27 protein-coding genes and 1 riboswitch are annotated in these 24,338 nt (G+C 70.3%); of the genes, 14 read left to right on the forward strand and 13 right to left on the reverse strand.

Translation table 11 applies throughout. From position 1 onward, the window contains the following. The first annotated feature begins 176 nt into the window (after nt 1-176). The 4 genes from BM393_RS25760 (at nt 177) to BM393_RS15135 (ending at nt 1,673) form a co-directional block, all read left to right on the forward strand. Nucleotides 177-347, forward strand: coding sequence for a hypothetical protein (locus tag BM393_RS25760; RefSeq protein ID WP_175538353.1), 171 nt, complete (start codon nt 177-179; stop codon nt 345-347). A gap of 84 nt (nt 348-431) precedes the next feature. Next, complete coding sequence (gene infA / locus BM393_RS15125; protein ID WP_091727775.1) at nt 432-689, forward strand: translation initiation factor IF-1; 258 nt, start codon at nt 432-434, stop codon at nt 687-689. A gap of 43 nt (nt 690-732) precedes the next feature. Continuing rightward, nucleotides 733-939: an oxidoreductase-like domain-containing protein gene (locus tag BM393_RS15130; protein WP_091727779.1), complete on the forward strand. Its 207-nt coding sequence runs from the start codon at nt 733-735 to the stop codon at nt 937-939. A 242-nt stretch (nt 940-1,181) separates the two neighbouring features. Beyond that, a complete protein-coding gene (locus BM393_RS15135) occupies nt 1,182-1,673 on the forward strand; it encodes a hypothetical protein (protein WP_091727782.1) in 492 nt (163 codons plus the stop codon). Here BM393_RS15135 and BM393_RS15140 read toward each other — a convergent pair. Next, nucleotides 1,601-2,392 carry an HAD family hydrolase gene (locus tag BM393_RS15140; RefSeq protein WP_091727787.1) on the reverse strand — a complete coding sequence of 264 codons (792 nt, stop codon included), beginning with the start codon at nt 2,390-2,392 and terminating at the stop codon, nt 1,601-1,603. The genes BM393_RS15135 and BM393_RS15140 overlap by 73 nt on opposite strands. A gap of 72 nt (nt 2,393-2,464) precedes the next feature. Further along, a riboswitch (S-adenosyl-L-homocysteine riboswitch) is annotated at nt 2,465-2,563 on the forward strand. Nucleotides 2,564-2,665: 102 nt separating this feature from the next. Here BM393_RS15140 and ahcY point away from each other — a divergent pair. From ahcY to BM393_RS15165, 5 genes are all read left to right on the forward strand, one after another. Then, the gene (gene ahcY / locus BM393_RS15145) at nt 2,666-4,099 is read left to right on the forward strand and encodes an adenosylhomocysteinase (RefSeq protein ID WP_091727792.1); all 1,434 of its coding nucleotides are present in this window, start codon (nt 2,666-2,668) and stop codon (nt 4,097-4,099) included. 33 nt (nt 4,100-4,132) lie between these two features. Continuing rightward, entirely contained in the window at nt 4,133-4,864 is a 732-nt protein-coding gene (locus tag BM393_RS15150; protein WP_091727797.1) for a TlyA family RNA methyltransferase, read from the forward strand. Continuing rightward, the gene (metF, locus tag BM393_RS15155) at nt 4,861-5,700 is read left to right on the forward strand and encodes a methylenetetrahydrofolate reductase [NAD(P)H] (RefSeq protein ID WP_091727800.1); all 840 of its coding nucleotides are present in this window, start codon (nt 4,861-4,863) and stop codon (nt 5,698-5,700) included. The genes BM393_RS15150 and metF overlap by 4 nt, the downstream gene beginning before the upstream one ends. Before the next feature lie 128 nt (nt 5,701-5,828). Continuing rightward, the gene (locus BM393_RS15160) at nt 5,829-6,470 is read left to right on the forward strand and encodes an OmpW family protein (RefSeq protein WP_404932649.1); all 642 of its coding nucleotides are present in this window, start codon (nt 5,829-5,831) and stop codon (nt 6,468-6,470) included. A 237-nt stretch (nt 6,471-6,707) separates the two neighbouring features. Continuing rightward, nucleotides 6,708-7,274, forward strand: a complete 567-nt coding sequence (locus BM393_RS15165; RefSeq protein WP_091727803.1) for a proprotein convertase P-domain-containing protein — start codon at nt 6,708-6,710, stop codon at nt 7,272-7,274. Between the two features lie 125 nt (nt 7,275-7,399). On the opposite strand, the gene pepQ is transcribed toward BM393_RS15165, so the two are convergent. Together pepQ and BM393_RS15175 are read right to left on the reverse strand one after the other, a co-directional pair. Then, nucleotides 7,400-8,752, reverse strand: coding sequence for a Xaa-Pro dipeptidase (gene pepQ / locus BM393_RS15170; RefSeq protein ID WP_091727806.1), 1,353 nt, complete (start codon nt 8,750-8,752; stop codon nt 7,400-7,402). Further along, a complete protein-coding gene (locus BM393_RS15175; protein ID WP_091727809.1) occupies nt 8,749-9,342 on the reverse strand; it encodes a 5-formyltetrahydrofolate cyclo-ligase in 594 nt (197 codons plus the stop codon). Before BM393_RS15175 ends, pepQ begins: the two co-directional genes overlap by 4 nt. A gap of 89 nt (nt 9,343-9,431) precedes the next feature. On the opposite strand from BM393_RS15175, the gene BM393_RS15180 reads away from it, so the two are divergent. Continuing rightward, on the forward strand, nt 9,432-9,974 hold the full coding sequence (locus BM393_RS15180; RefSeq protein ID WP_254783467.1) for a TfoX/Sxy family protein: 543 nt from the start codon (nt 9,432-9,434) through the stop codon (nt 9,972-9,974). Here BM393_RS15180 and BM393_RS15185 read toward each other — a convergent pair. Then, nucleotides 9,919-10,278, reverse strand: a complete 360-nt coding sequence (locus BM393_RS15185; protein ID WP_175538354.1) for a DUF2917 domain-containing protein — start codon at nt 10,276-10,278, stop codon at nt 9,919-9,921. The genes BM393_RS15180 and BM393_RS15185 overlap by 56 nt on opposite strands. Before the next feature lie 127 nt (nt 10,279-10,405). Between BM393_RS15185 and BM393_RS15190 the strand changes: the two genes are divergently transcribed. Continuing rightward, nucleotides 10,406-11,389, forward strand: a complete 984-nt coding sequence (locus tag BM393_RS15190; RefSeq protein ID WP_091727818.1) for a LysR family transcriptional regulator — start codon at nt 10,406-10,408, stop codon at nt 11,387-11,389. A 13-nt stretch (nt 11,390-11,402) separates the two neighbouring features. On the opposite strand, the gene BM393_RS15195 is transcribed toward BM393_RS15190, so the two are convergent. Then, nucleotides 11,403-12,020: a 5-formyltetrahydrofolate cyclo-ligase gene (locus BM393_RS15195; protein WP_091727821.1), complete on the reverse strand. Its 618-nt coding sequence runs from the start codon at nt 12,018-12,020 to the stop codon at nt 11,403-11,405. A gap of 11 nt (nt 12,021-12,031) precedes the next feature. Between BM393_RS15195 and BM393_RS15200 the strand changes: the two genes are divergently transcribed. Both BM393_RS15200 and BM393_RS15205 read left to right on the forward strand, forming a co-directional pair. Then, nucleotides 12,032-14,113, forward strand: coding sequence for a lytic transglycosylase domain-containing protein (locus tag BM393_RS15200; RefSeq protein ID WP_091727824.1), 2,082 nt, complete (start codon nt 12,032-12,034; stop codon nt 14,111-14,113). Between the two features lie 57 nt (nt 14,114-14,170). Then, nucleotides 14,171-14,872 (forward strand): glutathione S-transferase family protein, encoded by a 702-nt coding sequence (locus BM393_RS15205; protein ID WP_091727827.1) that lies wholly within the window; start codon nt 14,171-14,173, stop codon nt 14,870-14,872. A gap of 90 nt (nt 14,873-14,962) precedes the next feature. Here the strand turns inward: BM393_RS15205 and BM393_RS15210 are convergent, their stop codons facing one another. Next, nucleotides 14,963-15,238, reverse strand: a complete 276-nt coding sequence (locus BM393_RS15210) for a hypothetical protein (RefSeq protein ID WP_141225350.1) — start codon at nt 15,236-15,238, stop codon at nt 14,963-14,965. A gap of 159 nt (nt 15,239-15,397) precedes the next feature. Between BM393_RS15210 and BM393_RS15215 the strand changes: the two genes are divergently transcribed. Then, nucleotides 15,398-16,639 carry a multifunctional CCA addition/repair protein gene (locus tag BM393_RS15215; protein WP_091731609.1) on the forward strand — a complete coding sequence of 414 codons (1,242 nt, stop codon included), beginning with the start codon at nt 15,398-15,400 and terminating at the stop codon, nt 16,637-16,639. Here BM393_RS15215 and BM393_RS15220 read toward each other — a convergent pair. From BM393_RS15220 to BM393_RS15250, 7 genes are all read right to left on the reverse strand, one after another. Further along, on the reverse strand, nt 16,608-17,693 hold the full coding sequence (locus BM393_RS15220) for a class I SAM-dependent methyltransferase (protein ID WP_091731612.1): 1,086 nt from the start codon (nt 17,691-17,693) through the stop codon (nt 16,608-16,610). The genes BM393_RS15215 and BM393_RS15220 overlap by 32 nt on opposite strands. Before the next feature lie 95 nt (nt 17,694-17,788). Continuing rightward, nucleotides 17,789-19,894, reverse strand: a complete 2,106-nt coding sequence (locus tag BM393_RS15225; RefSeq protein WP_091727836.1) for a bifunctional diguanylate cyclase/phosphodiesterase — start codon at nt 19,892-19,894, stop codon at nt 17,789-17,791. Beyond that, entirely contained in the window at nt 19,895-20,851 is a 957-nt protein-coding gene (locus BM393_RS15230) for a uracil-DNA glycosylase family protein (protein ID WP_091727839.1), read from the reverse strand. Then, a complete protein-coding gene (gene rimI, locus BM393_RS15235; protein ID WP_091727842.1) occupies nt 20,848-21,345 on the reverse strand; it encodes a ribosomal protein S18-alanine N-acetyltransferase in 498 nt (165 codons plus the stop codon). Before rimI ends, BM393_RS15230 begins: the two co-directional genes overlap by 4 nt. Beyond that, the gene (tsaB, locus tag BM393_RS15240) at nt 21,342-22,082 is read right to left on the reverse strand and encodes a tRNA (adenosine(37)-N6)-threonylcarbamoyltransferase complex dimerization subunit type 1 TsaB (protein WP_091727846.1); all 741 of its coding nucleotides are present in this window, start codon (nt 22,080-22,082) and stop codon (nt 21,342-21,344) included. Before tsaB ends, rimI begins: the two co-directional genes overlap by 4 nt. Nucleotides 22,083-22,164: 82 nt before the next feature. Next, complete coding sequence (locus tag BM393_RS15245) at nt 22,165-22,860, reverse strand: OmpW family protein (protein ID WP_091727849.1); 696 nt, start codon at nt 22,858-22,860, stop codon at nt 22,165-22,167. A 30-nt stretch (nt 22,861-22,890) separates the two neighbouring features. Then, complete coding sequence (locus tag BM393_RS15250) at nt 22,891-24,294, reverse strand: lipase family protein (RefSeq protein ID WP_091727852.1); 1,404 nt, start codon at nt 24,292-24,294, stop codon at nt 22,891-22,893. Nucleotides 24,295-24,338 lie beyond the last annotated feature (44 nt).

Genomic DNA, 24,338 nt, shown 5'->3' on the forward strand with positions numbered 1-24,338 from the left:
GCTGCTGGAGCACCTCTTCGTGTCCCGCCCCGGCTTCGCGCCATCGAAACAGGGAAAGGGCACATTCCCAAACCGCGCCAAGACGGTTGCTTATTGCGATTGCCTGTCAAGGCGCACACCTCATGAAAACTATGCGAACCAAAAGCATTGAGGTGGGGCGATTCCTTGTCTCACCGATGACCAAACCCCATGCCGACGGCGGATTCGCCGCGGCCGTCTCGATCCGATCGGGACGCGGCATGGCCAGCATCGATCGCGTCATGCGATTCGTGCCGACCTTCGAGACCCGCCGCGCCGCGTTGCGCTACGCGGAGACCGAAGGCACGGCCTGGGCACGCTGCCATTGACGGCGCGCCCGTGATTCCCGAGGCGAAGGCCCGCGGCAGACCGCGGCCGGCGCCCTTATCGATTTCAAGAAAGGAGCCTCCCGTATGGCCAAGGAAGAACTGATTGAAATGCAGGGTGTCGTCAACGAAATCCTGCCGGACTCGCGCTTTCGCGTGACGCTGGAGAACGGCCACCAGGTCATCGCCTACACGGGCGGCAAGATGCGCAAGCATCACATCCGCATCCTGGCTGGCGACGCCGTCTCCTTGGAGATGTCGCCCTACGACCTGACCAAGGGCCGGATCACCTTCCGTCACCTGCAGCGCTCGGCCCACTCGGGACCGCCGCCGGTCCGTCGCTGAGCGTGCGCCGCGAGGGCCGAAACCCTCGCGGAGCCTCCCGGTCATGACCACCGCCCTGCCCGACCCCGCCGCGGCGCCGGCCTCGCTCGAGGCCGACGACCCGATGCCCCAGCCGCCCGTGCAGCCGGACATCGACGCCTGCTGCGGCAACGGCTGCGACCCGTGCATCTTCGACCTGCACGACCTGGCGATGGACCGCTACCGGCAAGCGATGCGCGCCTGGAAGGCCCGCCACCCCGAGGCCGGCTAACGCCTCACCCCCACCCGGAAGGGCCGCCTCGCGCGGCCCTTCGCTTTTTCCGGCGGCCCCGTCCACGTTCGGGGGTCTCGCCTCCCTCCGACGAGGCCCCCCTCAGGTCGAGGGGCGTTTGCGTTTCGTGACGTTTTTGGGGACATCCTCGGGCTTCAGAACCCCCGCGCGCCCGCCGACATCCAGGACAGGCGCCGCGCTTGCCGCGCGGGCGCATCGATCTCCCCCGATCGGAGGCCCCGATGTTCATGACCGGCCAGAACCGTTTCCATGTCGCGCGTTCCGACGCCCAGGCCAACCTGCGCTTCGCGCTGGCGCGGCTGAGCACCGACTGGCGCCACCTCGACCCGTTCGGACTGGAGGTGCTGCTGCGCCACCTGCTGATGGCGGAGCACCGCTGCATGCCGCATCCCAGCGTGCTGCGCGAGCGCCCGACGAACCGCTGGCTGCTGCCGCGACTGCGTCGCCGGCGCATCGAGGTGGCGGAGCGGCTGGTGGCCGTCGGCGGACGCGTCAGCCATGCGAGCCTGGCGCGGGTGCTGCCGCGCGGGCATGACTGGCCGGGGGTGTCGGCGCTGGTCGGGCGGCATGCCTGGGATCCGGTCGAAGGGCGCCAGCCCCGGCCGCGCGTCCCGGCCGTCGAGGACGCGCCGACCCGCCCTCAGCCGGCCGCGGCCAGCAAGGCGCGGGCCACTTCCGCGAAACCGTCGCCGCGCTCGCTGGCGGTGACGTAGGCCGGCGGGTGATCCAGCATGGGCAGGAAACGCGCGATGTTGGCCACCCCCACCGACAGGGGCACCCGCTCGAACATCAGCTGGTCATTCGTCGAGTCGCCGACATAGACCCACTCCCGCGGATCGAACGCTCGCCCGGTCAGCCGCTTCACCGCCCACTGGGCGGCGGTCCACTTGCTGTGTTCCCCGATCCAGCCGTTGACGTGGATCGAGCTCACCGTCGCCACCAGCCCATGGGCGCGCATCAGGTCGCAGACGGCGGCGATCGCGTCGTCGTCCAGCCGCGTGAATTCGCTGTGGTCGACCGCGATGTCGGTCAGCCGCCCCGCGCTGTCGCGCGCCAGCTGGGCGCCCGGCACCGTCGCCACGATCGCCCCCGCGCAGGCCTGCAGACGCGCGAAGTTCTCCCGTCGCGTCGCGTCGTCCTGGGCGAACTCGGTGACCAGCGCGTCGTTCTCCCGGTGCAGCAGCACCCCGCCGTTCTCCGCCACGATCCCCCGCAAGGGCCAGTCCAACGCGAAGGGCGCGCTCCAGCCCGCGGGCCGGCCGGTGATCGCGATGACCGGGACGCCGGCGCCCTGCAGCCGATGCAGGGCCGCCAGCGCGGCGGGGGCGATGTCGCCCTCGGCCGTCAGGGTGTCGTCGATGTCGGTCAGCACCCCGCGCAGGGGGAGCCAGGCCGCGCGGGGACAGTCGCTGAGCGGGGGGATCGTTCGCATGGGGGGCGATTGTGGCCCCGACCGTGACGCTGTCATCGAGCCGTCGAACGGAACATGTCTACAATCGCGCCCTGTTCCGAGGAGCGTTGCGACCTCCCATCCCATCGAGGCCAGGCTCGGAACCGCCGCGCGGCGACGTGCCCGCGGCCATGGCAACCGCGCTCACCCGTCGACCCTTCGCAGGCCGGGTGAGGACCGAGCGGCAAGTGCCCTCCCCACTTCTCCCCATGTCCTGATCGCTGGCGTCGACGGCCCTTCCTCGCAGGAGTCCGCATGAACGCCCAACTGAAGCCGCTGGCCCAAGACCAGTACCTGATCAAAGACCTGTCGCTGGCCGACTGGGGCCGCAAGGAGATCAAGATCGCCGAGAGCGAGATGCCCGCGCTGATGGCGATCCGTGAGGAATACGCCGCGGCCCAGCCGCTCAAGGGCGCGCGCATCACCGGCTCGCTGCACATGACGATCCAGACCGCCGTGCTGGTCGAGACGCTGCAGGCGCTGGGCGCCGAAGTCCGCTGGGCCTCGTGCAACATCTTCTCGACGCAGGACCACGCCGCCGCCGCGCTGGTCGCCGTCGGCACCCCCGTCTTCGCCTACAAGGGCGAGACGCTGGAAGACTACTGGGACTACACCCACCGCATCTTCGAGTTCGGCGCCAAGGGCGAAGCGGGCGAAGGCCCCAACATGATCCTGGACGACGGCGGCGACGCGACGCTGCTGATGCACCTGGGCCAGAAGGCCGAGAAGGACCTGTCGGTCCTGGCCCATCCGGGTAGCGAGGAAGAGCGCATCCTGTTCGCCGCGATCAAGAAGAAGATCGCCGAAGACGCGACCTGGTACACCCGCAAGAGCGCCGAGATCATCGGCGTGACCGAGGAAACGACCACCGGCGTGCATCGCCTGAAGGAGATGTCGGCCAAGGGCACGCTGCTGTTCCGCGCGATCAACGTCAACGACTCGGTCACCAAGAGCAAGTTCGACAACCTCTACGGCTGCCGCGAGTCGCTGGTGGACGGCATCAAGCGCGCCACCGACGTCATGGTCGCCGGCAAGATCGCCGTGATCGCCGGCTACGGCGACGTGGGCAAGGGCTCGGCGCAGGCGATGCGCGCGCTGTCGGCCCAGGTCTGGGTCACCGAGATCGATCCGATCTGCGCGCTGCAGGCCGCGATGGAGGGCTTCCGCGTCGTGACGATGGAATACGCCGCCGACAAGGCCGACATCTTCGTGACCACGACCGGCAACAAGAACGTGATCCGCCACGAGCACATGGCTGCGATGAAGCACAACGCGATCGTCTGCAACATCGGTCACTTCGACAACGAGATCGACGTCGCCTCGCTCGAGCAGTACGAGTGGGAAGAGATCAAGCCGCAGGTGGACCACGTGATCTTCCCGGACGGCAAGCGCATCATCCTGCTGGCCAAGGGCCGCCTCGTGAACCTGGGCTGCGGCACCGGCCACCCGAGCTACGTGATGTCGTCGAGCTTCGCCAACCAGACGATCGCGCAGATCGAGCTGTTCGCGCACAAGGACGCCTATGCCGTGGGCCAGGTCTACGTGCTGCCCAAGCACCTGGACGAGCACGTCGCGCGCCTGCAGCTCAAGACGCTGAACGCGCAGCTGAGCGAGCTGACCGACGAGCAGGCCGCCTACATCGGCGTCAGCAAGGCCGGTCCCTACAAGCCCGACACCTACCGCTATTGATCGACTGACCGTCGACTGAACCGAGACCCGACCATGCGTGCTGATCAGCGGCTTCTTTCCCTTGGCCTGGCGCCCACGCGCTCGGCTGCCCAGCGGCTGATCGACGCACGCGCGGTCGAGTGGGAAGGCCCCAAGGGCTGGACCGTCGTGCGCAAGTGCGGCGAGGACCTGCCCGAGACCACCCCCATGCGCGTGACGAACGACGCCGAACTGCGTTACGTCTCGCGCGGCGGGCTCAAGCTCGAGGGTGCGCTGGCCAAGGTCGGCGTGTCGGTGGCCGGCTTCTCGGCCCTGGACATGGGCCAGAGCGCGGGCGGCTTCACCGACGTGCTGCTCAAGGCCGGCGCGGCGCACGTGACCGGCATCGACGTCGGCCACGGCCAGCTGCACGAGACCTTGAAGGCCGACCCGCGCGTGACGGCCCTCGAAGGCATGCACGTGAAGGACTATGTGCCCGCCGAGCCTTTCGACCTCGTCGTGGGCGACCTGAGCTTCATCTCGATGATCGGCACGATCAAGCACGTGGCCGGCTGGCTCAAGCCGCAAGGCCAGGCGCTGCTGCTGATCAAGCCGCAGTTCGAGCTCGGTCCCAAGGCCTTGAACAAGAACGGCATCGTCAAGGACAAGTCGCAGTACGCCGTGGTCAAGGAACAGGCCGTGGCCGCCGCCGAGAAGCGCGACCTCGTCGTCAAGGGCTGGTTCGAAAGCCCCGTTACCGGTGGCGACGGCAACACCGAATTCTTCATCTGGATCCAACAACCATGACGACGCCGGTCAGCATCGAATTCTTCCCGCCCAACACGCCCGTCGGCACCGAGAAGCTCAAGACCGTCGTGCAGGAGCTGCGCGCGGTGAATCCGCAGTACTTCAGCGTCACCTACGGCGCCGGCGGCTCGACGCGCGAGAAGACGCTGTCGACCGTCGCCGACATCGCGTCGCAAGGCTTCGATGCCGCGCCGCACCTGTCCTGCGTCGGCTCCACGCGCGAGAACATCGCCGAGATCCTGGCGACCTACCGCGCGCAGGACATCCGCCGCGTCGTCGCGCTGCGTGGCGACCTGCCCAGCGGCACGGCCACCGCGGGCGAGTTCCGCTACGCCGCCGAGCTGGTGCGCTTCATCCGCGAGACGCAGGGCGAGGACTGGGACATCGAGGTCGCGGCCTATCCCGAGTACCACCCGCAGCAGCGCTACGCGGCGCGCGACCTGCAGTTCTTCGCCGACAAGGTGCGCGCCGGCGCCAGCGGCGCGATCACGCAGTTCTTCTACAACCCCGATGCCTATTTCCACTTCGTCGAGGCCTCCCGGGCCCTGGGCGTGGAGGTGCCGATCGTGCCGGGCGTCATGCCGATCAACAACTACGCGCGCATCGCGCAGTTCGCGCAGCGCGACGGCATCGAGATCCCGCGCTGGGTCGCGCTGAAGATGGAGGGCTACATGGATGACGCCGCCTCCGTGCGCGCCTTCGGCCTGGACGTCGTCACGCGACTGTGCGAGCGCCTGATCGCCGGCGGCGTGCCGGGGCTGCACTTCTACACGCTCAACCAGAGCGCGCTGACGCTGGAGTTGTGCAAACGCCTCGGTCTCGCCGCCCAAGCTTGACACCGCGCAAGCGGTCCGCGCCGCCGCGGGCGGTCTTCATGCCGCGCCGCCGTTCCTTGTGAACGGTCAAGGCCAGCGGCCCGAGGCCCACGTTCAATGCCGGTCACCCATTGACCAGGAGTGAACGCATGTCCCGCATCCCCACCCGATCCCGCTTGTCCCTCGGCGCCGCGGCGCTCATGGCGCTCACGGCGCTGATGACGACCACCGCGCTGCCCGCGCATGCGCAGGGCAGCCCCTGGGTGATCCGCGCCCGCGCGGTGAACATCGACCCGGCGGACAAGGACCGGACCGGGCTCGGCCTGTCGCTGAGCCGCAAGACGATTCCCGAAGTCGACATCAGCTACTTCATCACGCCGAACCTGGCGACCGAGCTGATCCTGACCGTGCCGCAACGGCACACGCTGCGCAGCAACGGCGTGCGCATCGGAACCGTGAAGCACCTGCCGCCGACGCTGACGCTGCAGTACCACTTCAACCCGGACGGGCAGTTCCGCCCCTACCTTGGCGCCGGCCTCAACTACACGCGCTTCTCCAGCGCCCGCTTCGAGCCGGCCGTGCAGGCGGCGCTGGCGCCCAGCATCGAGAAGCAGAGCGTCGGCCTGGCCCTGCAGGCCGGTTTCGACGTGATGCTGGATCCGAGGTGGTCGATCAACCTCGACATCAAGAAGCTCAAGATGGACACCGAGGTGCGCTCCAAGGGCGCGTCGGTCGGCAAGTTCAAGATCGATCCGCTGCTGATCGGCGTCGGCGCCAGCTATCGGTTCTGAGTCCCAGAAATCCGTTTCATCCCCTCGGCCCTCGCATCGGCTGAGGGGACGGCGCAAGCAGCCAAACGTCGGGATTCTTGACAGTTCGTTAAAACCGCACGCGCGGAGCGCCGGGAATTGTTCACGCAAAAAGCGCCAAGTACCTATGCCAGAAGGGATTCGAACGCCATCCCTAATTCATTGGCATGAACACTGCTTACATGGAGTCACAAGCCACCTTTTTGTGACCCTGACTCCATGACCTTCAAGCGTCTGCTGGCCGTCTGCGCCGCCTCCCTGACCACCGCCTTCACCGCCCAAGCCGCGGTCGTGACCGCCTCCAGCACCACGCCGACCGCCATCTGCGACCGCTGCGTCGTGACCTCCACGCTGAACGTGGACACCCGCGGCACGCTGAGCGACGTCAACGTCTCGATCGTCGACCTGCGCCACACCTATGACGCCGACCTGGCGATCTGGCTGATCGCGCCCACCGGCACCACCGTCCAGCTGTTCAACCGCCGCGGCGGATCGGCCGACAACTTCTTCAACACCGTCTTCGACGATGCGGCGACCACCGCCGTCGCCAATGGCGCCGCGCCGTTCACCGGCAGCTTCCGCGCGGAAGAACTGCTGTCGGCCTTCAACGGCCAGGACGCCTTCGGCACCTGGACGCTGCGCGTGGCCGACCTGGCCGGCGCCGACGTCGGCGTGATCAACAACTGGAACGTGCAGCTGACGACCGTGCCGGAGCCGGGTTCGCTGGCACTGGCCGGGCTGGCGCTGGTCGGCCTGGGCATGGCGCGCCGCCGCAAGGCAGCCTGAGGCCGGCGAGCGAGCGCCCGCCAGCGACCGTCATCGGGCGCCGCTCGACGACCGGAACGATGAACGAAAGGGCCCGCGGGCCCTTTTTTCATGCGTAACGGGGTGGGCGCCGAGGGCGCCAGCGCTCAGCCCAGCGCCGCGAACGCGTCCCGCGTCAGGTTCTCGGGCGCGCCGCTGTCGCGGCAGGCGACATCGTCTTCGATGCGCACGCCGCCGAAGGCGCTGAGGTGCTTGACCAGCGCCCAGTCCACCTGCGCCGCCGCGGGCGTCGCGCGCAGCTTGTCCAGCAGCATCGGGATGAAGTACAGCCCCGGCTCGATCGTCACCACCATGCCGGGCTGCAGCATGCGCGTCAGCCGCAAGTAGGGGTGACCGTCGGGCTTGGGGATCGTGCCGCCGTCCTCGCCGGCCATGAAGCCGCCGATGTCGTGCACCTGCAGGCCGAGCAGGTGGCCGATGCCATGCGGCAGGAAGGTCGAGGTCACGCCCTGCGCGAGCATCGCGTCCTCGTCCATCCGCACGATGCCCAGCTGCCGCAGCACGCCGGCGATCTCGCGGTGCGAGGCCAGGTGGATGTCGCGGTAGTCGACGCCCGCGCGCACGCGATCGACCAGGCGCAGCTGCGCGGCCTCCATCGCGTCGACCAGCGCCTGGAAGACGGCGTCGCCGTTGCCGGTGGTGCGGGTGATGTCCGAGGCGTACCCGCAGCTGTGCGCGCCCGCGTCGATCAGCAGCGACAGCGACTGCGCCGGCGCTTGCTGGTCCTGGTACTGGTAATGCAGCACCGCGGCGTGCTCGTTCAGGGCGACGATGTTGCCGTAGGGCAGGTCGCGCTCGGCCAGGCCGCAGGCCTGGAGGTAGGCGGCATGGATCGCCGCCTCCGACCGGCCGTCGCGGAAGGCGCGCTGCGCGGCCAGGTGCGCCGTCGCGCCCAGTGTCGATGCCTCGCGCAGGCGCAGCAGCTCGTAGCCGGTCTTCACCGCGCGCGCGTGATGCAGGGGGTTCAGCACCTCGGGCGGGTTGTTCGGGACGATGTCGCCCAAGGCCGCGTCGGCCTCGCCGACGATCGCCAGCTCGCCCGGCAGCTGCAGGTAGGGCAGCGCTTCGCCCGGGGTGCGCACCACGATCAGTTCGAAGTGCTCCACCCAGAAGCCGCTCGGCGCCTCGGGCGGCACATGCCAGTAGTCCTCGGGCTGGACGTAGACCAGCCGGGGCCGGTGGCCGGGACGGATCACCAGCCAGCTGTCCGGATGGCGGATCAGCGGCACCCACAGTTTGAAGTGGGGGTTGGGCTGGAAGACGTAGGGCCGGTCGTCGAGGAAGGCGAACTTCTCGACACCGGACGCGATCAGCAGCGCGTCGTAGCCACCGCGATGGAGCGCGTGTTCGGTGCGACGCTGCTGCTCGGCGAGGTGGGCCACATACAGCGCCTCCAGCGTGTCGGCGGTCGGGCGGACGGGGGAATCGACGGCGTTCATGCGCGCGGATTCTCCCAGACCACTCCCATCTCGGTCAGCATCGCGTCCAGCCGCACGTCGTTCGGCTGGGCGGTCAGCGTCGGCTGGAAGCCGTGGCTGAAACCGACGCCCACGGCCTGCGGCCGAGGCTGTATCTGCGCGATGGTGCGCAGCATGAAGCCGCCGCCGTAGCCCATGCGGATGCCGCCCGGGCCGTAGCCCAGGCAGGGCAGCAGCAGGAGTTCGGGTTCGAAGGCCTCGGTGTCCTTGGGCTTGGTGATGCCGGTCGCGTCCTCTTCCATCGGGCAGCCGGGATACCAGACGTGGAAGCGCAGGCGACCCTGCTCGCGATCGACGACGGGCAGGCCGATGCGGCGTTCCGGATCGACCTCGCTCCAGCGGTACAGCGCCGGCAGCGGATCGAATTCGCCCTTGATCGGCCAGTACGCCGCGATGCGCTTTTCCTTGCGTCCCACCAGCCACACGCGCAGCACGCCCTGCACCAGGTCCGCGAGTTCCAGGCGGCCCGGCAGGTCCAGGCGCTCGCGGATCAGGCGCTCGCGCAGCGCCTGGCGGTCTTCGGAAATCGGCAGCTTGTCGTTCGGATCCATCCGGCCCCTTCGCGTTGCCCAGCGGGACCGACGGGCCCCGGAGCCGGCCATTGTGGCCGCGCCGGACGCGGGTTGCTAGAGTCGCCGCCATGGCACGAGGCACCACCACCACGGGAACCGTCCGGCGCGTCGCCGGCGCGGGCAGCGATTTCGCCAACCACTGCATGGAGCTGCTGGCGCCGCTCGGGCCGGTGCTGGCGCGGCGGATGTTCGGGGGCTTCGGGCTGTATGTCGACGACCTGTTCCTGGCCATCATCAGCCGCGACGAGCTCTACCTGAAGGCGGACGCCGTCAGCCAGCCGCGCTACCTCGAGGCCGGCTGCGAGCCCTTCCGGTACGCGAAGACCGGCAAGGACGGGCGACAGGAGGTCGCCAGCCTGAATTACTTCCGGCCGCCGGAGGAGACGCTGGAGTCGACTGCGCTGATGCTGCCCTGGGGGCGGCTGGCGATGGAGTCGGCCTTGCGCTCGGCCAATGCGAAGCCGAAGGCCAGCACGCCGAAGAAGAGCGCCGGCACCACCGCCGAGCCCAGCACCGACAGGAAGCTGAAACCGGTCAAGGCCACGGCTCCGGCGCTCAAGCGTTCGCCAGGCGCTGGCCGAACAGCTGCCCGAAAGAAGGCAGCCGGCTGACGCGCCGCGCGCGCTGGGCGGCGCAGGCCTGCGGCGGCACCATCAGCTGGAAGCGGGCGGTCGGCCAGGCTTCCACGACCAGTTCGGTGCCGCTGGCCACTTCCAGGGTCTCCCCGGCCGACAGCCAGAAGTCCTGAGCCGGCAGGTTCAGGTCGCCGCGCTGCGTCACCCAGACGCGCCCGTCGAGCACATGCAGCTCGCGGCGGCCCGGGCCGATCGGCAGGCTCATCGCCTCGCCCGCGGACAAGGCCCACGCGGCATCGTCGCGGCTGACCTGGATTGATGACTTTTGCATGACGTTCATGATCGGCTCCCCGTCCAGCGGGCGGCCCGCGCACTTGGCGGCGTTCCTCGTGGACATGGAGGGATATTAGGGTTGCCCCGCATGCCGGTCCAATGAGTCTTCGCGCGTCGATTGATACCATCCGCGCATGAATCCGCCTCGCCATCGCCCGCTCGCCGTCGGTCCGCTGCGCGCCTTCGAGGCGGTGGCCCGGCGGCTGAGCTTCAGCGCCGCCGCCGACGAGCTCTACCTGACCCAGTCCGCCATCAGCCGCCAGATCCGCTCGCTGGAGGAGGAACTCGGCGCGACGCTCTTCCTGCGCGGCACCCGCCATGTCGAGCTGGCGCCGGACGGCAAGCTGCTGCTGGCGGCGGTCGAGCCGATGCTGGAACGGCTGGACAGCACCGTGCGCCAGATCCGCTCGACGCGCGGCCGACGCGTGGTCAACGTCACCACTTTCGCCTCGTTCGCGTCGCTGTGGCTGATCCCGCGCCTGGAGGCCTTCCAGCGCGAGCATCCGGACATGGACATCCGCGTGTCCGCGCTCGACCAGCTGGTCGAGATCGACGACAGCGAGTTCGACGTCGCGCTGCGTTATGCCGCGCCCAACCGGGTGGTGCCGTCGGCGCAGCGGATGTTCGGCGAGATGCTCACGCCGGTGGTCAACCCCTGGGTCGCGAAGCAGGCGCAGGAGGGCCAGGGCCCGCCGCTGGGCCAGGCGGCCGACCTGCGCCAGTACACGCTGGCCGAGGAGGACGACCAGCGCCCCAGCGGCCTGTTCCTGAGCTGGCGGCGCTGGCTGGCGCTGCACGGCGCGCCCGACCTGCAGCCGCGGCGCTGGATGTACCTGAACTTCACCTACCAGCAGATCCAGGCCGCGGTCTCGGGCCAGGCGGTCGCGCTGGCGCGGCTGCCGCTGATCTACGAGGCGCTGGAGCGCGGCGAGCTGGTCGAGCCCTTCGGCGCGGCCGGCCGCACCGACTGCCCGACGGTCTACTGGCTCATGATGTCGGCGCACGGGCGGCAGCGGCCCGAGGTCGTCGAGTTCGCGCGTTGGATCGGCGAGCAGTCGGCGCTCACCCGGCGCGCGATCGGCGAGCCCGATCCGCCCGTGGACGAGCACTCGGGCTGAGCGCCTCGCCGCCTCAGGGCGCGAGCACCTCGCGCTCGGTCACGACGACGGTCATCGCCTGGTCGTGCGGCTGCACCTCGAAGCTGGCTTCGCAGCAACTCCAGGCCAGGCCGATCGTTGTGACGCCGGGATGCGCTTCCAGCCAGCGGTCGAAATAACCGCCGCCGTAGCCGAGCCGGAACCCCTCGCGCGTGTAGCCCAGGCAGGGCACCAGCAGCACCTCGGGCACGAGCACCGGGCCGGTGGCGCAGGGGATGCCGCACTCGTCCTTGAGCGTGGGCGGGGTGCCGTCCCAGCGCCGGAACTCCATCGCCGCCGGCCCGCGGTCGCCGGCCTTGCGGGCGAACGGCAACGCCAGTTGCATCGCCCCGCCGAGCTTGTGCGTCGCGGCCCAGGCCGCTGCGTTAAATTCACCCTCCAGCGGCCAGTACAGGCCGAGGCTCAGCGGCTCGAGCTGGCGCAGCAGCGGAAGCAACTGCTCGCCCAGCTTGTCGGCGGCGAGACGGGCCTCGGCGCCGGCCGACCATTCGCGGCGGCGCGCCAGCAAGGCGCGGCGCAATTCGCTTCGCTCATGGGGCCAGGTCTTGCCGGCGATGCCGGCGGCGTCGGGGGCCGTGGGGGAATCATTCATCGCAGTCGGTCATGAAGTTCGCTCGAATCACTGTAACCGCCCTCGCCTGCGCCACCCTGGGCGCGCTCTGCGCCTGGACGGCCCTCCCCGCCGTCGCGCAGTCGACGATGCCCTTCGCCGTCGTGCCCAATCCGCCACCGCCGCTGCCGGACCTGGTGACCGACGCCCGCGAGGCCTGGCGCACCCGCGACCGCTCGCGGCTGGCCGCGATGCGGCAGGTCGCCTTCGACCAGCAGCACCCGCTCGCGCCCTGGTTCGACTACTGGGAGCTGAACGCCCGGCTGGCCGACGCGCAGCAGCCCGAGATCACCGCCTTCTACGCCCGCTGGCCCGGCAGCTACGTCGAGGACCGCCTGCGCAACGACTGGCTGCTCGAACTGGGCCACCGGCGCGACTGGGCCAACTTCCGTCGCGACCTGGCCGGCTACAAGATGCAGGACGACCGCGAGGTCGTCTGCTACACGCTGCTGGCCGACCCGCCGGCGCGCGAGCTCCGCGAGGCGGCGCGCACCGCCTGGCTGGCGCAGCGCGACGCCGACGAGGGCTGCAACATGCTGGCCGCGACGCTGCACGAGAACGGCCAGTTCAAGGACTCGGATGTCTGGCGCAAGCTGCGGCTGGTCGTCGAGACCAACAAGCCGCGCGCCGTGAAGCAGGCCGCGGCGCTGCTGTCCAAGGCCGACCAGGACGCGATCGCCGAGTTGATGGACAAGCCCGACCGCTACCTCCAGCGCAAGGCCGCCGCGTCCCCGCGCGCCAAAGCGGAGCTGACGCTGCTGGCGCTGATGCGGCTGCTCGCCACCGACTACGACAAGGCCGAAGACGACGTTCGCCGCTGGGCGCCGAAGCTGCCCAATGACCTGTCCGCCTGGCTGTGGGCCCAGTACGGCCGGCAGGCCGCGCTGCGGCTGAAGGACGAGGCCAACGACCACTTCGAACGCGCGCTGAAGCTGCAGGCGCGGCTGGGCGGGCCGCTCGAATGGAGCGACGACACGGTGAGCTGGATCGCCCGCGCCGCGCTGCGCGGCGATGCCGGCGCCAGCCGGCCGGAGCAGTTGGTGTCGGCGATCGCGCTGATGAAGCCGTCGGACCAGAAGGACATCACCTGGCAGTACTGGCGCGCCAAGGCCCAGCAGCAGCTCGCGGCGAACGGCCCTGCCGGCGACGCCCAGCGTCGCGAGGCCCTGGAGTCACTGCGCGCGATCGCGTCGCCGCTGAGTTTCTACGGCAAGCTCGCCGCGGACGAACTCAAGCTGCGCCTGCCGCTGCCGCCCTCGCCGGCCGAGCTGAGCGCGCAGGAACGGGCGCAGGCGCTGGCCAATCCCGGCATCCAGCGCGCGCTGCAGCTGCTGGCGGTGGGCCTGCGCAGCGAGGGCCAGCGGGAGTGGAACTTCAGCCTGCGCGGCCTGTCCGACCGCGAACTGCTCGCCGTCGCGCAGACCGCCTGCGAGCGCGAGCTCTGGGAGCGCTGCATCCAGACCAGCGAACGCACGCGCACCGAGATCGACCTGGCCCAGCGCTTCCCGATGCCCTATCGCGCCGACGTGCTCCGGCAGTCCACCGCGGTGGGCCTGGACCCGGCCTATGTCTACGGGTTGATCCGCCAGGAGTCGCGCTTCATGATGGACGCGCGCTCGCATGTCGGCGCCGGCGGCCTGATGCAGGTGATGCCGGCGACCGCCAAGTGGACGGCCAGGAAACTGGGCGTCGAATTCCGGCCCGACATGCTGCACGACCGCGACACCAACCTGCGCCTGGGCACCGGCTACCTCAAGCTGGTGATGGACAGCTTCGACGGTTCGCAGGCGATGGCCGCGGCGGCCTACAACGCCGGACCGAACCGTCCGCGACGCTGGCGCGAGGGGCCGCAGCTCGACGCCGCCATCTGGACCGAGAACATCCCGATCTGGGAGACCCGTGACTATGTGCGCAAGGTGCTGTCCAACGCGACGATCTATGCCCAGCTGATGGGCCGCGAGGGCGGCACGCAGCTGCGCGACCGGCTCGGGCGCGTCATCGGCCCGGCCGCGGCGTCGGCGCCGGACATCCCGGCCAACGGCACCACGGCGGGCGCGCCCGCCGGCACCAACTGACCCCGCGGCGCCGGCTCCCCGCCGGCGCCGTCCTCCTCCACGCGAAGGGACTCCCGCATGCAACTGATCGTCGGCAACAAGAACTACTCGTCCTGGTCGATGCGCCCCTGGGTGCTGATGAAGGGCCTGGGCATCGATTTCCAGGAGCGCGTGCTGCGCTTCGACTTCACGCCGGACTCGGCCTTCTACCGCGAGGTCGGCGCGGCGACGCCGACCGGCAAGGTGCCGGTGCTGGTCGACGAGGGCCTGGCGGTGTGGGATTCGCTGGCCATCGTCGAGTACCTGGCCGAGCGCTTCCCCGACAAGGGCATCTGGCCGAGCGATCCGCGCCAGCGCGCCCGCGCGCGCAGCCTGTGCGCCGAGATGCACAGCGGCTTCGGCCAGCTGCGCGGCCTGTGCGTGATGAACATCGACGCCGACCTGAGCTCGGTGGGACCGCGGCTGCTGGCCTCCGAGCCCGGCCTGCGCAAGGACCTGGCGCGCATCGTCGAGCTGTGGACGGACGCGCTCGCCCAAAGCGGCGGCCCCTTCCTGTTCGGCGCGTTCGGCGCGGCGGATGCGTTCTTCGCGCCGGTCGTGATGCGGGTGACGCGCTACGCCTTGCCGGTGCCGGAGGCGCTCAAGGGCTACCTGGCGCGCGTGGAGGCGGCCCCCGGCGTGCGCGAGTGGATCGCCGACGCGATCGCGGAGAAGGATTTCCTGGACTTCGAGGAGCCCTATCGCGACGTCAGCGGGCCGGTGCCGGTGCTCAAGGCCTGAGACGCCCGCCGACCCGTTCTCCCCATGAAAAACCGCTTCCGGTCACCTGTGCGGGCAGGCGGCGGGAAGCGGCGAGGTGGACCGTCGGGATCAGTGATCGCGGCGGCGGCGGACCAGGAAGCCGGCGGCCAGCAAGCCGCCGAGCATCATGGCCTGGTTCTGGGACTCGGACACGAACGAGGGCAGCACCTGATCCGCGCCGTCCTGTTCATTGACATCCGGCAGCTGGGCCGGTGCCGACTGGCTTTGCGAGACGAAACTCGTGTCGGCGGCCACATGGACGGCCTTCGCGTCCGTGACCGGGGATTCCTGCGCTTGAGCGGCCAGACCAATTCCGCCCAGCAAGAGGAGGAGAACAGACTTCATTCATAAACTCCCTACTGCTTGCCCGACCTGCCTGGCTACAACTGTCTCTCTCGGTAGCTGGTCTGTTTGAACAGACACTGGTGTGCAGGTGGCATTGGTGAATATACGGAGACACAGCCTAAATGAGCACCCCACACCTTGGGGATGCTGCGCCGCAACATGAGTGATCAGATGTATCTCGTCGGGGGTGCCGTCCGGGACGCCCTGCTGGGCCTGCCGGTTCAGGACCGTGATTGGGTGGTGGTCGGAGCCACACCCAAGTCCTTGATCGACAAGGGATTTCAGCCCGTCGGCAAGGATTTCCCGGTGTTCCTGCACCCCGTGACCCATGAAGAGGTGGCACTGGCCCGGACCGAGCGCAAGACCGGATCCGGATACCACGGTTTCCAGTTCCACACCGACCCCGACGTCACCCTCGAACAGGACTTGGCCCGACGCGACCTGACGATCAACGCGATGGCCCGGGCCGAGGACGGTTCGCTGATCGACCCCTATGGCGGCCAGCGGGATCTCGCGGCGCGGATCCTGCGCCACGTGTCGCCGGCCTTCGCCGAGGATCCGGTGCGGATCCTGCGCCTGGCCCGCTTCGCGGCGCGCTTCGGAGACTTCTCGGTCGCGCCTGAAACCATGGCGCTGATGCGCCGCATGGTGGACGCCGGCGAGGCCGACGCGCTGGTCGCCGAACGCGTCTGGCAGGAGCTCTCCCGGGGGCTGATGGAGCGGCATCCGGCGCGGATGATCGAGATCCTGCGCGATTGCGGCGCGCTGGCGCGCATCGCGCCGGAGCTGGCGCGGCTGTTCGGGGTCCCGCAGCCCGAGGCGCATCACCCGGAGATCGACACCGGCGCTCACTTGCTGCTGGTGCTGGCCGAATGCGCGCGCATCGACGCGCCGCTGCCGGTGCGTTACGCCTCGCTGTGCCACGACCTGGGCAAGGGCACGACGCCCGAGGCCGAATGGCCCCGCCACTTGAAGCACGAGGCCCGAGGCGTGGCCCTGGCGGCCGCGCTCTCGCAGCGCTGGCGCGTGCCGTCGGACTGCAAGGAACTGGCCGAGCTGGTGGCGCGCGAGCACACGCATGTCCACCAGAGCCTGGACTTCAGCGCCGAGGCGCGCCTGCGCCTGATCGAGCGTTGCGATGCGCTGCGCCGGCCGGAGCGCTTCGCGCAGCTGCTGCTGGCCTGCGAGTGCGACGCGCGCGGCCGTGCCGGCCTGCAGGACCGCGCCTACCCGCAGCGGACCGCGCTGCTGCACGACCTGAAGGCGGTGCAGTCGGTCGACCAGTCGGCGATTTCAGCAGCGGCGCTGGCGGCCGGCAAGCAAGGGCCGGCGATCGGGCAGGCGATCCACGCCGCGCGACTGGCCGCGCTCAGAGCGCGTGAGACCGATCGCCCGCGCTGAACCCGAGCGCGTCGAAGCCGTCGCCCGGCGCGAAGCCGATCACCTTGAACAGCTCGCCCATCTCGTGCTCGGCGATCAGCCGGTGGGCCATGCCGCGCTGCGCCAGCGTGGCCTGGCCCATCAGGTCGACCAGGCCGCAGTTGATCAGGAAGTTGGCCTGGCTCGTGTAGCCCAGCACCGTCAGCCCCGCGTCCTGGCCCGCCAGCGCGATGCCGGTGAAGTTCACATGCGCGGTGATGTCCTTCTGCCCCGGCAGCGCCAGCGGATCGGGATCGGCCCGGTGCAGGTGGTGGCACATCAGCGTGCCGCCGGTGCGCTGCGGGTGGTAGTACTCCGACTCCGGGAAACCGTAGTCGATGAAGAACGCCGCGCCGCGCTTGAGGCGCTCCGCCAGCGTGCGCACGAAGGCCTCGGCCTGCGGGTGGATCTCGGTCACCGTGTCCGGCAGGAAGCCGGCATCCTCCTCGGGCGGGAGCGGCGGGCGCGCGTCGCCGGCGCGGTCGACGAACACCAGCCCGCCCTGCCCGTCCAGGCCCACGCCGCGCCGCAGCCACTGCCGGCCGTCCCAGCGCACCAGGTCGACCGGGATCGCGTCCAGCAGCTCGTTGGCCACCATCACGCCGTGGATTTCCTCGGGCCAGCGGTCCAGCCACTCGACCCGCGGCGCGAAGCGCGCCAGCCGCTCGGCCTGGCGTTCGCGCAGACTGCCGGACAGGTCGACGATGAAGTACTTCGTCAGCGGCTGGCCCAGGGCGTCCAGCGCCTCCAGCAGCTGCTCGGCCAGCGCGCCGCTGCCGGCGCCGAACTCGATCACCGTGTTGGTGCCGCTGACCGCCAGCGCCTGCGCGACCTGCCGCGCCAGCGCGCGGCCGAACAGCGGCGACAGCTCCGGCGCCGTCACGAAGTCCGAGCCCTGCTGCGGCATCGTGCCGAACTTGCGGCGCGCGTTGGCGTAGTAGCCCAGCCCCGGCGCATACAGCGCCAGGCTCATGTAGCGGTCGAAGGGCAGCCAGCCGCCGGCGGCGGCGATCTCGTCGCGCAGCAAGGCGGTCATGGCCGGATCGGTGGCGTGGGATGCCGGGGAAGCCGGCGCGCCATGCGCCGCGGACGCCGCGCCATTCAGGCCGGCGGAGTCGGGAGTCTTGGAAGTCATGTGTCGATCCTGGGAAGCCGGGGCTCGCCGCGCTGGGCCAGCCATGCTTCGAATTCGTCGGCCGGCATCGCGGTGGCGATGACCTCGCCCTGCAGCTCGTCGCAGCCCCATTCGGCCAGCAGATGCCATTGCCGCGCGTTGCGCACGCCCTCGGCGCCGATGCGCAGGCCCAGGCCCTTGGCCATCTGCACCACCGCGCGGGTGATCGCCGCGGCGCCGGCGTCGTCCGGCAGCACGGCGACGAAGCTCTGGTCGATCTTCAGCTTGTCCAGCGGCAGCCGCGTCAGCTGGTTGAGCGCGGTGTAGCCGGTGCCGAAGTCGTCGATCGAGATCGCCAGCCCCTGCGAGCGCAGCGTCTGCAGCAGCTCGGGCAGGCGGTCGATCTCGTCGGTCAGCATGCGCTCGGTCAGCTCCAGCTCCAGCCACTCGCCGGGCACGCCCGCCGTCTTCAGCACATGGGCGACCGACTTGGAGAAGCTGGCCAGCCGGAACTGCATGCTGGACAGATTGACGGCGATGGGCACCGGCGCGACGCCGCGCTCGTGCCAGGCGCGCGCCTGCCGGGCGGCCTCGTACATCACCCACTCGCCCAGCGGCAGCATCAGCCGATGCCGCTCGGCCACGACGATGAAGGCGTCCGGCGCCAGCAGCCCGCGCTGCGGATGCCGCCAGCGCAGCAGCGCCTCGGCGCCCACCAGTTCTCCGCTGCGCGCGTCGACCTGCGGTTGGTAGAAGAGCACAAACTCGTCGGCCGTCAGCGCCTGGGCGAGCTCGCTCTCCAGCACCAGGTCGGCATAGGCGTTCTCGGCCATCGCCGGCTCGAAGAAGCGGTAGGTCGCGCGGCCGGCGGTCTTGGCCAGGTACATCGCGGTGTCGGCATGCTGCAGCAGGTCCTCGGGCGACTCGCCGTGCTCCGGGTACATCGCCACGCCGATCGACGGCGTCACCGACAGGTCGCGGCCGTCCGCCTGCACCGGCACCTCGACGACGCTCAGCAAGGCGTTCAGCACGGTCTGCACGTCCTTACGCTGGTGCACGTCCTCCAGCAGCACGACGAACTCGTCGCCGCCGAAGCGCGCCACCAGGTCGCTGCCGCGCAGCCCGCCGCGCAGGCGCTCGGACACGGTGCGCAGCACGCGGTCGCCCTCCAGGTGGCCGAGCGAGTCGTTGACCCGCTTGAAGTTGTCCAGGTCGATGAACAGCAGCGCCGCCCGCCGCGCCGAGCCCTGCGACAGGCGCTCGCGCAGCCGCTCCATGAAGGTCGAGCGGTTCAGCAGGCCGGTCAGCGGGTCGTGCTGCGCCAGGTGCTGGATGCGCGCCAGCGCCTCGAGGTGGGGACGCAGGTCGCGCACGATCGTCATGCGCAGCCGCTCGCCGTTGCGCCACAGGGTGCGGACGATGAATTCGACGTCGATGCGCGCGCCGCTGCGATGCAGGATCGCGGTCGGGTAGCGGGTCTCCTGGCCGGCCTCCATGACCGCGCGCACCGTGTCGATCTGGTCCCCGGCGATCATCGACAGCGCCGGCCGCCCGATCAGTTCGTCGAGCGAGTAACCCACCAGCTCGCACAGCGGCGGATTCACGTCGGTCATGATGCCGTCGCGGTGGAAGACGATGCCCTCCATCGACGCTTCCATGAACTTGGCCAGCCGGTCCTCGGATTCGCGCACCGCCAGTTCGGCCTCGCGGAAGCGGGTGATGTCGGAGATCAGCACGAAGGTCGACTGCACCGCTTCCGCGCCGGGCGGCAGGTAGGGGATCAGATTGACCTCGATCCAGTGCGGCCGGCCGTCGCGACGCTCCAGGCGCCGTTCGTAGCTGACGCTGACGCGCTCGTCGAGCACCCGGCGCACATGGGGCTCGATCTCCTGCGCCGCGTCCTCGCCGATGATCTGCGCGAAGGTGCGGCCCAGCACGCTGCCCTCGTCCAGCCCGAAGCTGCGCGCGTACTGGCGGTTGGCGAAACGGCAGGTGCGCGTGGCGGCGTCGAAGACCGCGATCAGCACCGGCACGTTGTCGGCGAGCAGCCGGAACTGCGCCGCCTGGTCCTCGGCGGAGGAAGCCGGGCCTGCCGGCGGCACGGGCGGCACCGGCGCGACCATTCAGGCGCTCCCGCCGCCGGCCTCCGGACGAGCCGGGGATTCGTCCAGCGTCTTCAGCGCCAGGCAGAGGTCTTCCCAGGCGCGCGCCTTGTCGGGCAGGTTGCGCAGCAGGTAGGCCGGGTGGTAGGTGACGATCAGCGGCACGCCCTGGTAGCGATGGACGCGGCCGCGCAGGCGGCCGATCGGCTCCTGGCTGCGCAGCAGCTGCTGCACCGCGAAGCGCCCCATCGCCAGGATGATGCGCGGCTGGATCAGCTCGATCTGCCGCTGCAGGAAGGGCTCGCATTGCGCCAGCTCCGCGGGATCCGGATTGCGGTTGCGCGGCGGGCGGCACTTCAGCGTGTTGGCGATGTAGACCTGCCGCTGCGGCGGGCCCTCGCCGCGCCCCAGGCCGATCGCGCGCAGCATGCTGTCCAGCAGCTGGCCGGCCGCGCCGACGAAGGGCTCGCCTTGCAGGTCCTCCTTCTCGCCGGGCGCCTCGCCGACCACCATCCAGTGCGCGCGCTCGTTGCCGACGCCGAAGACGGTGTGCTTGCGGGACTCGCACAGCGCGCAGGCGCGGCATTGCGCGACCTCGTCGCGCAGGCCGGGCCAGTCAAGCCGGGCGATCGTCTCGCGCGCCAGGCCGCGGGCCTGCGCCAGCGCCGCGTCGGCGGCGGCCGCGGCCAGCACGGGGGCGGCCACCGGCGCGGTGCGAGGCGACGGCTCGGGCGCACGGCGCGGCGGCGGTTCCGCGACCGCGACCGCGACCTCGGCGTCCATCGGCGGCACGCGCGTCGCCGGACCGGCGACCGGTGCGCTGACCGGCACGGCGCGCGGCGGCGCGGTGGCAGCAGGAGCGGCTGTCGCATCAGCCGCCACCTTGGCCGGCGAGCCTGCCTCGGCCGCCGCTGGCGGCGTCCACAGCTTGAGGCCCATCGCCTCCAGCATCGCGCGTTGACGATCGGTCCAGCTCATGCGGGGTGCTCCGTCAGGCGCAGCGTCATCAGCAGCGCGTCCTCGCGGCCGTCGGCGCTCGGGTAATAGCCTCGGCGCAGGCCGCTCTGCACGAAGCCGTAGCGTTCGTACAGCCGGCGCGCGCGGACATTGCTCTCGCGCACTTCCAGCCAGACCTGGTGGCAGCCGCGCGCCCGCGCCAGCAGCCCCAGCGCGTCGAGCATGCGGCGCGCCAGGCCCTGGCCCTGGCGTTCCGGCGGCACGGTGATGTTGAGCAGGTGCATCTCGTCGATCACCTGCATCGCGAGGAAATAACCGCACAGCCGCGCCTGCTCGTCGCGCATGACGAAGCCGGCATAGCCCGCGGCCATCGAATCGATGAAGTTGCCCCGCGTCCACGGGTGGCTGTAGGCGACGGCCTCGATGGCCATCACCTCGTCCAGGTCGACCGCGCGCAGCGGCTGCAGCGATTGCAGCGACGGCGGCCAGGCCAGGTCCTTGGGCTGGGCGCTCATCGCGGCACCAGTCCCTGCGCCTCGGCCTTGGCGGCCTCGCGCTCGGCGGTCGTCAGCGCGACCTTGTCGCGCACGTAGAGCGGCAGCGCGTGGTCGGCGTCCTCGGCCAACCCGGCCTCGAAGGCCTGTTGCGCCAGCGCGCCCAGCGCGCGAGCCCGCGAGACGGTCCCCGGCACGCGCAGCGCCGCGCCGGTGTCGAGTTCGAAGGCTTCCAGTGCGGTGCCGGCGACGATCGCCGGCGGCGTCTCGCGCCAGAGCGCGCGCAGCGGTTCGAGGTCGACCAACGCCGGCTCGAGCTGCACCGACCAGCGCGCGCCCTCCCAGCGATAACGTCCGAGGTAGATCTGGTTCATGCGGGCATCCATCGCGACCCACATCTCGAGCGCGGCCGCGTCGCCGACCTGCGGGCGGGCGGCGAGCTGCTGGCGCGCGTCCTCGGCCACCAGCATCAGGCTGTCCAGGGCCAGCACCGGCTTGCCGGCGCCGAAGGCCAGGCCCTGTGCCACCGAGCACGCGGTGCGCAGCCCGGTGAAGGCGCCGGGGCCGCGCCCGAAGCCGATCGCGTCGACCTGGGCCAGCGCGACGCCGGCCTGCTTCAGCAGCGCCATCGCCTCGGGGACCATCCGCTGGGAGGCCAGCGCCCCGCCATCGGCGTCCACAAAAGCAGCATGGCCCTGGCCCACGAGGGCCAGAGCCATGTGTTCGGTCGAGCTATCCAGGGCCAGCAACACGCTCATGCGGCAAGTGTATCGGCCCCGGACCGCCCGGGGCGGGGCAAGCCCCCGACCGCGTGGGTGCACGCGGTCGAGCGGCCGGCCGTCAGAACGAGTAGCCCAGCGACATCGTGTAGACCATCGGGCGGAAGTTGATCTTCGTGTGAAGCTCTTCCGTGCCGTTGTTCGTCGTCGTGTACGAGCGCATCTGGCTGCGCACGTCCGCGTAAGCCGCGGTCGCGGTCAGCGACCACTGCTTGGTGTAGTGCACGGTGAAACCCACGTGCGCCGCGGCGCCCCAGGAGTTCTCCAGCGTGATCCGGGTCGGGCCGCCGCTGATCGCGTCGCCGGTCGGGGTGCTGCGCTTCTTCTCGAAGTAGGTGTAGTTCACGCCCACGCCGACGAAGGGCTCCACCTTGGTGAAGTACTCGCCCAGGTGGTAGTTGATGAACACCGTCGGCGGCATCTGGCGCACGACCGCGATCTGGCCGGCGTTCTTGATGACGCCGTTGCCGTAGATCTTGTGCGAGGGCGGGATGCCCAGCGCGATCTCGCCGCTCCAGCGCGGCGCGAAGCGGTAGGTGTAGCCGAAGCCGGTGGTGGTCGCGTCACCGACACGGATCTGCGCGCCCGGAGCGGGGAACTGCTTGGTGCCGCCTTCCAGCGGGGCGGCCTTGCTGTTCACGTCGATGTGGGCCAGGCCCAGGTAGACCGTGTGGGTGCCCACGGCCGTCTCGGCGCTCGCGGCGCCCGCCAGCGCCATCAGCGAGGCGGCCAGGATCAGGGTGATTTTCTTGTTCATGGATGGTGTCTCCGTTCTGGTCGCCGGGGATTACGGCTGGGCAGCCAGGACCGATTGGAAGAAGCCGCGTGCCAGCGCATTGCAGAACGGCGGGACCAGCGTGCCGTGGTAGGCGCCCTGGACCGCGGCCGCGCCGGCCGTGCCGCCGCCGGCAGCGGCGGACGTCGCCGCCTTGGCCTGCGCGAAGCCGCCGGCGATCGTGGCCGCCGTCGTGGCGCCGGCCCACTGCATCGAGGCCGCGCTCTCCAGGTTGGAGGCCGGGACAGCCTTGCCGCGCGAGGCGAAGTCGGCCTGCGCGTCGGTGGTGTTGAAGAAGAACACCGTCGGGTCGTTGGCGCCACCGCACAGCGCCACCGGCGCCTTCGGCGTCCAGCCCAGCAGCGTGTTGGTCTGCAGCGCCTTGCGGTAGTTGGAGGTCGCGTAGCCGGCGCGGAACGAATCCGTCAGCAGGCCGCCGGTGCCGAACAGCTTGGTGAAGGTCGGGTCGTTCGGCAGTTTGCCGTCCTGGATCAGCTGCGTGAGGGTCGACTTCGTCGGGAACAGCGTCTCCGCGGTCTTGTCATACGGCGACTGGTACACGTCGGACGGCGACGCGTAGATGTTGCCGTAGGCCTTCTGGTAGCTGGTCAGCATCAGCGGCAGGAACAGCGTCGCGCCGGCGTTGATCGGGCCGGTGGTGGTGATCACGTCGCCGAACTTCACCAGGTTGTACGGGCCGGACATCGGCGCCGCGGCGGTGACGGTGAACTCGGACGCGTAGTCGCGCTCGATCGCCTTCTGCGTGGCCATCGCCACGTGGCCGCCCTGCGAGTAGCCCGCGATCAGCAGCTTGGCCGACGGCTTCACCGCGCTGTCGGCGTTCAGGTAGGTCTTGGCGGCGCGCAGGCCGTCGACCATCTCGATCGCCGACTGCTCGGCGTTCAGGTAGGTCGTGTACTGCAGGCCGGAGCGGTCGTAGCCGAGGTAGTTCGGCGCCACGACGATGAAGCCCTGGGCGGCGTAGAAGGCCATCACCAGCGAGCCCTCGGCGTTCTTGTCGACCTGGGCCATGTTGAAGGTCTGGTCGGTGGTCGTGCCGTGGGCATACAGCACCACCGGGCGGTTGCCCGAGCAGGCGGCGCCGCTGCCGGTCGGCACGAACACGGCGGTCGAAGCCATCGCGATCACGCCCTGCGGATCACGCGTCGAGTAGTAGACGTAGCGGATCTCGACGTCGCACTGCGCCGCGCCGGCCAGTGCGCCGATGCCCTTGGCCGCGGTGCCCGCGTCGATCTGCGCCTTGGTCACCGGGGTCGTCGAGGCAACGACGCCCAGTTGCACCGCGCCGCGCGCGGGCGGGGGATCGTCGCTCGCAGCGGAGCTGCCGCCACCGCAGGCGCTCAGCATGGCCGCGGCGGCCAGGGTCAGGCTGGCCAGTTTGAATTGGCTGTTCATTCGGACTTCTCCAGGGGTTGTCTCCGTCGTTCACACCGTCCCGG

Origin of the sequence: Mitsuaria sp. PDC51 (assembly GCF_900113225.1) — a bacterium.
In the GTDB taxonomy this organism is placed as follows: domain Bacteria; phylum Pseudomonadota; class Gammaproteobacteria; order Burkholderiales; family Burkholderiaceae_C; genus Roseateles.